Origin of the sequence: uncultured Methanobrevibacter sp. (assembly GCF_902801725.1) — an archaeon.
Taxonomy (GTDB): Archaea; Methanobacteriota; Methanobacteria; order Methanobacteriales; family Methanobacteriaceae; genus Methanocatella.
This window is the reverse complement of record NZ_CADCJB010000006.1, coordinates 52,858-59,666: the sequence shown is the minus strand read 5'-3', so window position 1 is coordinate 59,666 and position 6,809 is coordinate 52,858. Positions and strand designations below refer to the sequence as shown.

The following is a 6,809-nucleotide window of genomic DNA, read 5'->3' as shown; positions in this document are numbered from 1 at the left end:
TCTTCAAGCAGGAAAAACTTATCTTGTAAAAATATCCTTCTTAAAAGATTTCATAAAAACAAGCGTTAAAGTTAGAAGATAGAAGGGTTTACCTTTCTATTCTTTTCTTATTTTTTTATTTATCTTAAAAATGCAAGAATACCATGAATTCTACAAGTCATGGATGAATTGCACCAATGTGAGTATTACTTTCCAAATGCTCTCTGATGAACTTTAAATATAAACGTTGCATTAAATAATAAATGGCAATGGCAATGTTTTGGTATGTTTTTTTCCAATGATAAAAAAGTCAATTAACATTGTTGTCCGAACCTTCGAAACGGGGGAGGGCACGACAGCCTGCTCATCGCAGCAAATGTCGTGAAGTTAAACCCTTGACTCATGTGGTTGAGGAGTTCAATAATGTAAGGTGATTTATATATCTTCTTATAAAGGACACTCTCTATTTGCACTTCTGCTCGCATTAATGTTTTTTCACAATCCTCTGTTAATTGCTTTAACATTTATTGGTGCAAACATTCCGGATTTTGATCATAAATTTAAAAAAGATCATGTCTATAAGTTGATTATATTGGGATTAATCGTGTTCATTTCACTTTATATCCTTAAATTACCTTATTTCATTGGTTTGATTATTGTATTTTTAGGAGCAACGTTCTATTTTTCAGAACACAGGAGCTTTACTCATTCTATTTTCGGTGTTTTAACGTTAACTGCTGCGGTTTCTTTAATACTGATTTGGGGATATCAGTTAGTAATGGGAATAACCATTTTGAACAATTCCTATTTGGTCATGGCTATTTTAATAGCTCTTTTAAGCTTTTTGTTTTTAAACAAGAAGTTGTTGCTGGTATTTTTGCCTTTGTTTTTTGTTAGCCTGTTTTTAATCGATAATCTTAATGTCACTTACATTGAAATTGTTTTGGCATTGTTTTTGGGGTTATTTTCACATATTGTTCTGGATTCATTCACTCCTGCTGGAATTAAAATATTGGCTCCGATATCTTCAAAAAAAGTTTACATAAACTTTGGTTTAATTTCCATATTTGTCCTGGTGCTTTTTGCCATAGGTTATCATGCACCGTTTCTGTTTAGTTTGTTTGAAAAGTATCTGGGGATTAAATCTTAATGCCGCAGGCAAAAAACAGTCCTGAATTTTTGACCCAGAGGCAAAATTTTGATATGATGTAAAGTATGGGAAGTTCAATAAGAGGTCCAATTACCAGTGCAATGGATATCAATTCATGTCCTGGGAAGGAATTGATTGCAATTGCTAAAGCCAATGGAGAATTTCGGGCTAATGTGGTCATTGTCAGGCTTGCATACTCTGAATATGTGAAATTAATTTTTTCAGATACTAGCAAATCGATTACTGTATTTGTAATGAAAAATATGATTAACGGCACGAATATTTTCACAACGGAGTCTAGATTTGCAAATAACTGTCCTCCCTGCGATGCAAATATGCAGAATACTGCAAGAGATAAAAACACGATTTGAAGGGATGAAAATAAGTTTGCTACCTTTTCATTTGTTTTGTCATTCAATATCAATTTGACGATTTGTGCTGCAACAAATGGGATTGCAATAATGATTATGAATGAATATGCGATTTGTAGATAATCCATGTTTCCAATTGGGAAAAAAATTATTAGATATATCGGAAGAAGGATGATTTGCAGTACTAAATTCATAGGAAGTATTGATAGGCTTAGGCTCAAATCTCCCTTTGCTATTTTGGTAAATACTAAATACCAATCGGTGCAGGGTGTTAAAATTAGCATGAAAAATCCGATAAATATGTCAATGTTTCCTTTTAAAAACAATGATCCTAGGAAATATCCGAATAACGGTGTCCATATGAAATTGATTATCAGGCTGGCTGATGTGAATTTGACATTTTTAAAGCTGTTCTTCAATTCGTTAAGGGGTACTTCCAGAAACAATCCAAAAAGCATCATGCCTAGGAAAATGCTGATTAAATAATCGCTGCTGGCTGTGATTGCTTTGAAGTTTGAGAACAGCAGTCCGATAATCACTGCAGAAAATATTATTGCAGGTTCCAATTTTTCTATTAGTTTCATGTCCACACCATTTTTTAGGTATAACTAAATCTATTGTTAATATTATTTAATTATTATTAAAAAAATAGTTGTTCACTATTTTATGGCTATAAATTTTTGATAACAGTATATATTCCGTAAAATGATTATATTCGTTTATCTATTTTTTATATAACTATTGATATAATTAATACAGATTTCAATCTGTTTTTTTAAAAAAGCATACATTTATAATAAATAATCATGATAAATAATAATGTATCAATTGTCAATGTTATTGACTTTTAATCATAATAATGAAATGGAGCTTGTTTAATGTTTTTGACTAGAATTGGTTATGGAATTATTTATTTCTTAGACCTTATTTACGAGATTCTTAAATCAACAATTGATGTTGCGTTTAAGGGAGTATTAGGAAGAAATATTGATCCTGTAATTGTTGATATTGAAACGGTACTTGAAAGGCCGGTTTCACAAACAATTTTGGCTAATAGTATTTCTTTAACTCCAGGTACTTTGTCTGTTGATTTAGACACTGAAAATAACATTATCAAAGTAGCTGCTATTTCTCCAAGAAGTAAAGAGGATATTATTCCTTTTGAAAAGTATATAAAGAAAATGTTGGAATAAGTTTTCTTTTTATTAATTAAAATCGAGTGAGATAGTATGGATATATTGATTATTTCAAAATTTATTGTGGTTATTGCATTAATTATAATGATGCTGGCTGCTTTAAGAGCAAGTGCATATAAATCCACATCAATGGGGCTTTTAGGAAGTTCTATAGTTGTTAATGCTTTCGCTGTTGCTTTGCTCATTTGTGGGGAGATATACAATCTTGCTTTTTATAGAGATATATCATTAGCTTTAATATTCTTTGGTTTTGTAGGTACAATTGCTTTTGCTGTTGTTTTGGGAGGTGATGATGAATGATAGAGTATGTTCAATCAATCCTTCTTATCATATCGGCGGTAATAATTATCATTTCTGCAATTGGACTGGTAAGTTTAGGTAAAAACACAAAGAATAAAGTTTATGCGAGAATCCACATTGTAGGTTTATTTGATGTTGCATGTATCATTGCTATGATTGCTTTAGGTCAGTTTTTACTTGCTGGAATTTACTTTATTTTAGCACCATTCACAGCACATGCAATAGCTAATGCTTATTGGAAAAAAGAAGATAGAGAAAATAATTTGGAATTACAAAATGTTGTAGAAGATGTAGGTGAAGACCATCCGTTTTTACATCCTAAAGAAAAGATGCAAGCTTTGGAAAGTGAAAATTCAGAAAAACTCAAAGCTGACGAAAGGTTTTCAGTAACTACATTGGAAATTGATGAAGGTGAGTAAGATGTTAGAATTAGTATTATGTATTATAATGGTTTTAAGTGCAATTCTTGCTCTTATTCAAAAAGATTTATTGAAAACAGCAATTTTGACTGGATTTTCTGGAGGGGCTATGGCAGTTCTTTTCCAAGTGCTTCTGGCTCCGGATGTTGCTTTAACACAGGCTATTGTTGGCGCAGCAATCATTCCAGTATTCATTGCTTTGGCTGTTAAAAAAACTCAAAGGGAGGATAGCTAATGGCACAGACACAGCTTATTATATTGATGACATCTGCTGCATTGATAATAATTGGATTTTACTCTGCAATTTTTGTCGACAATATTATAAAAAAGATCATTGGTATTAGTTTTATTGAAGAGGGCGTTAATCTGTTCATTGTTGCTATTGGTTATAAGGCAGGAGGTATTGTGCCTATTTTGATGCCGGATATGAACACTACCTGGTTCGCATCAAATGCTGCTTATCCATTGCCTTTTGGACTGGTACTTACCAGTATTGTAATCGGAGCAAGTACTTTGGCAGTCATGCTAGCTTTAGTAATGGTCATCTATAAAAAATACGGTACTTTATCAACTAAGGTAATGTTAGCCGACACATCAAAACAGGAGGAATACAATGAATGAATTAATTCCACTTATGGTTATTGTTCCATTGATGGCTGCATTGCTTATTAGTGCATTTTCAAGGTTTAATACTGTAACTAAGATTTTTGCATTGGTCGTTGCAATATGTCTTCCAATCATACCATTGGCATCTAATTATGGCCTTCATTACTTTGGGGGTTATGAGCCGATTTTGGACAATGTGACAAATGCGGTTTACCATCCTGCGATTACCTATTCATTTACATTCTTGCAGCAGGTATTCATCGCTATGGTTGGCCTTTTAACATTCCTTGTAGTATTTATTTATTTAACCAAATACAGGAAAGTTTCAGGACCTTATTTATTCCTGCTGTTCTTAGGTACAGCCGCAGTAACTGCAATGCTTTTGACTGATGATATTTTCCACATGTTTGTGTTCTTTGAAATCTTGGCTCTTGCACAGGTTGGTATTGTCGCAGCTTCATCAATTAATTACAGTTATGAAATGGCTTTAAAATATATGATTTTGGGGTCCATAGGATCTCCTATGATGCTTTTAGGAATTGGATTCCTATTGGCTATGACAGGTACTGTAAATGTCACAGATATTGCCGCTGCTGTTCACAATGGTTTAATTAATGTTACTTCTCCAGTATTCTTGATGTCACTCGCATTAATATTCTTTGGTTGGTTATACGCTTCAGGTTTACCACCGTTCCATACCATCAAGTCTGGAATCTATTCAAAAGCGGAACCTCACGGTGCAGCATTACTTCAATCATTTACAGTCATTTCAATGATTTCAATCGTCTTGATTATGTTTAGAATTTATTCAACACTTCCAATATTTGAAGTTCTCATAGTATTCTTCTCTATCTTGGCTATGATATTGGGCGTATCCATGGCACTCACCCAAACAGACTTCAGAAGGATGATTGGATTTTTAGCTGTTGGAGAGTTAGGTTTTATTGGTTTAGGTATTGGTCTTGGAACTCAGTTTTCAATAACTGCTGGTCTTTTCCAGGCATTAAATGAAATAATGATTACTGCATTGCTGTTCATAGGATTTGGCGCTATAGTCAATGCAACTAATGAAGTGGATACAAGAAAACTCGGAGGGCTTTTGGCATACCATCCGAAAGTAAGTCTGATGCTTTTAATAGGCGGTCTGGCAATGGCTGGAGTTCCTCCATTAAGCGGATTCCAATCAAAATTAATGCTTGTTCAGGCATCTTTAAGTTGCGGATTCCCTGAAATATCCATTTTGGCGATTATGGTGAGTATAGCTACATTTGTGGTATTTGTAAAAACATATTACTCAATGTTCTTAAAGCCAAAACCTAATGATTTGGAAGTAGAAAACAAGGAAGTTCCACGTGCAATGATTTTTGCAATGGGAATATTGTTAATAATAATTATCTTACTCGGTATATTCCCAGATATTGTTATAAACGGAATTTCTAACTTTGTAGGAGGAATATTATGAAACTGTATGATCAAATTTTCAATGTTGTAAAGCAATTCAGAAAATTGTTTTCACCTGGTCCTGTAACTAATGCAGACGTTTCAGGTAGCATAACTGCAGAAATTTTCCTTATCGTTTCATTAGTGCTATCTGCAATATTGTTAAGGCATGTAAATATGTTGCTTGCAGGAATAGTTACATTTATTTTGGCCATTGTGTTGATTTCAAATATTCCGCTCATTCCTAAATTCAAATTAGAACAGGAAGACTCACTTGAAAAAATGTTGTTCTATGCTATTATAACAATTTCAATTCTTGTAGCATTCTTATACTGGGGTGGTAATCTTGTCTGATAAGACTACAGTTCGTAATTTACTTGCAGCCGTATTGACTGCAATATTTTCAGTAACATTGGCTGATGCCATATTTCATATAAGTAACATCATTAATCCTGGTGTAAGTAATATTTACAATGCATTGGGAACTCAAATCGCTCCAAACATGGTCACTGTTGTGATTTTTGATTTCAGGGCATATGATACATTAGGTGAATCAATTATATTATTAACTGCCGGTTTGGTGGTATTGCTTATATTCGGTAGAGGATTATTGGGGGATAAACGATGAGTCAAGGTAGCGTAATTTTAAAACTTATATCTTTACCAATTTCAATCTTATTGATTTGTTTAGGTATTATGACTATCCTTGGAGGACATATAACTCCTGGTGGAGGTTTCCAGGGAGGTGCAATGATAGCCAGTGGAATCATATTGTCTATACTTGTTTATGGATTGGGTAATTCTCCATTGGAATTGTCCCATACCTATATTGAAGTTCTTGAATCTGTCGGAGCATTGGGCTTTGTCATATTCGGTTTAATCGGTTTGTTCGTTGGCGGATTTTATCTTTACAATGTAGGTACTGATGTGCTCAACATAGTTCCTGCAGCTATCCAAAATGTTTTCCACTATCCTGATGTTACTAATGCAGGTATCATTCCGTACCTCAATATATTCGTTGGTTTAAAAGTATTTGTAGGATTATCCTCAATTGTCATAGCATTTGCAGGATTTAAGAAGATTGCGGAGGAGAGTGAATAATGTTAAGTCTTGGACCAATTATATTCGGATTGATATTGGGTGTCATTATCGGTTCTCAAATTAAGATTATTGATGATACTCATTTCACTCTTGGCGCATTTGTAGTAATTATTATTGCAGGTATTATTGTAGCTTGGCAAGTTGGCAATTTTCCGTTTTACACAGACTTGCCCTTGTCAACAGGATTTTTATCTGCTTTAATTGGGATTTTTGTAGGCAAACTACTATTTGCAAGGAGTAAATAAGG

12 protein-coding genes are annotated in these 6,809 nt (G+C 33.5%); 11 read left to right on the top strand and 1 reads right to left on the bottom strand.

All coding sequences use genetic code 11. From position 1 onward, the window contains the following. Window positions 1–418: 418 nt before the first annotated feature. A complete protein-coding gene (locus tag QZV68_RS02160) occupies window positions 419–1,129 on the top strand; it encodes a metal-dependent hydrolase (RefSeq protein WP_363136819.1) in 711 nt (236 codons plus the stop codon). On the opposite strand, the gene QZV68_RS02155 is transcribed toward QZV68_RS02160, so the two are convergent. Next, window positions 1,119–2,084, bottom strand: coding sequence for an arsenic resistance protein (locus QZV68_RS02155; RefSeq protein ID WP_296878154.1), 966 nt, complete (start codon window positions 2,082–2,084; stop codon window positions 1,119–1,121). The two genes, QZV68_RS02160 and QZV68_RS02155, sit on opposite strands and share 11 nt — an antisense overlap. 294 nt (window positions 2,085–2,378) lie before the next feature. On the opposite strand from QZV68_RS02155, the gene QZV68_RS02150 reads away from it, so the two are divergent. Genes QZV68_RS02150 through QZV68_RS02105 form a run of 10 tightly spaced genes read left to right on the top strand, consistent with a single transcriptional unit; the run spans window position 2,379 to window position 6,807 of the window. Further along, window positions 2,379–2,693 carry a monovalent cation/H+ antiporter subunit E gene (locus tag QZV68_RS02150; RefSeq protein ID WP_296878152.1) on the top strand — a complete coding sequence of 105 codons (315 nt, stop codon included), beginning with the start codon at window positions 2,379–2,381 and terminating at the stop codon, window positions 2,691–2,693. A 36-nt stretch (window positions 2,694–2,729) separates the two neighbouring features. Beyond that, window positions 2,730–2,996, top strand: coding sequence for a hypothetical protein (locus tag QZV68_RS02145; protein WP_296878150.1), 267 nt, complete (start codon window positions 2,730–2,732; stop codon window positions 2,994–2,996). Further along, window positions 2,993–3,415: a cation:proton antiporter gene (locus QZV68_RS02140; RefSeq protein ID WP_296878148.1), complete on the top strand. Its 423-nt coding sequence runs from the start codon at window positions 2,993–2,995 to the stop codon at window positions 3,413–3,415. The genes QZV68_RS02145 and QZV68_RS02140 overlap by 4 nt, the downstream gene beginning before the upstream one ends. Further along, window positions 3,408–3,650, top strand: coding sequence for a DUF4040 domain-containing protein (locus QZV68_RS02135; protein ID WP_296878146.1), 243 nt, complete (start codon window positions 3,408–3,410; stop codon window positions 3,648–3,650). Before QZV68_RS02140 ends, QZV68_RS02135 begins: the two co-directional genes overlap by 8 nt. Further along, a complete protein-coding gene (locus tag QZV68_RS02130; protein ID WP_296878144.1) occupies window positions 3,650–4,036 on the top strand; it encodes a cation:proton antiporter subunit C in 387 nt (128 codons plus the stop codon). The genes QZV68_RS02135 and QZV68_RS02130 overlap by 1 nt, the downstream gene beginning before the upstream one ends. Further along, window positions 4,029–5,483, top strand: coding sequence for an energy conserving hydrogenase EhbF (gene ehbF / locus QZV68_RS02125; RefSeq protein WP_296878142.1), 1,455 nt, complete (start codon window positions 4,029–4,031; stop codon window positions 5,481–5,483). The genes QZV68_RS02130 and ehbF overlap by 8 nt, the downstream gene beginning before the upstream one ends. Then, the gene (locus QZV68_RS02120; RefSeq protein ID WP_296878140.1) at window positions 5,480–5,815 is read left to right on the top strand and encodes a hydrogenase; all 336 of its coding nucleotides are present in this window, start codon (window positions 5,480–5,482) and stop codon (window positions 5,813–5,815) included. Before ehbF ends, QZV68_RS02120 begins: the two co-directional genes overlap by 4 nt. Next, window positions 5,808–6,089: a hydrogen gas-evolving membrane-bound hydrogenase subunit E gene (gene mbhE, locus QZV68_RS02115; protein WP_296878138.1), complete on the top strand. Its 282-nt coding sequence runs from the start codon at window positions 5,808–5,810 to the stop codon at window positions 6,087–6,089. Before QZV68_RS02120 ends, mbhE begins: the two co-directional genes overlap by 8 nt. Next, entirely contained in the window at window positions 6,086–6,562 is a 477-nt protein-coding gene (locus tag QZV68_RS02110) for an MnhB domain-containing protein (protein ID WP_296878136.1), read from the top strand. The genes mbhE and QZV68_RS02110 overlap by 4 nt, the downstream gene beginning before the upstream one ends. Then, on the top strand, window positions 6,562–6,807 hold the full coding sequence (locus QZV68_RS02105; protein WP_296878134.1) for an energy-converting hydrogenase B subunit J: 246 nt from the start codon (window positions 6,562–6,564) through the stop codon (window positions 6,805–6,807). Before QZV68_RS02110 ends, QZV68_RS02105 begins: the two co-directional genes overlap by 1 nt. Window positions 6,808–6,809 lie beyond the last annotated feature (2 nt).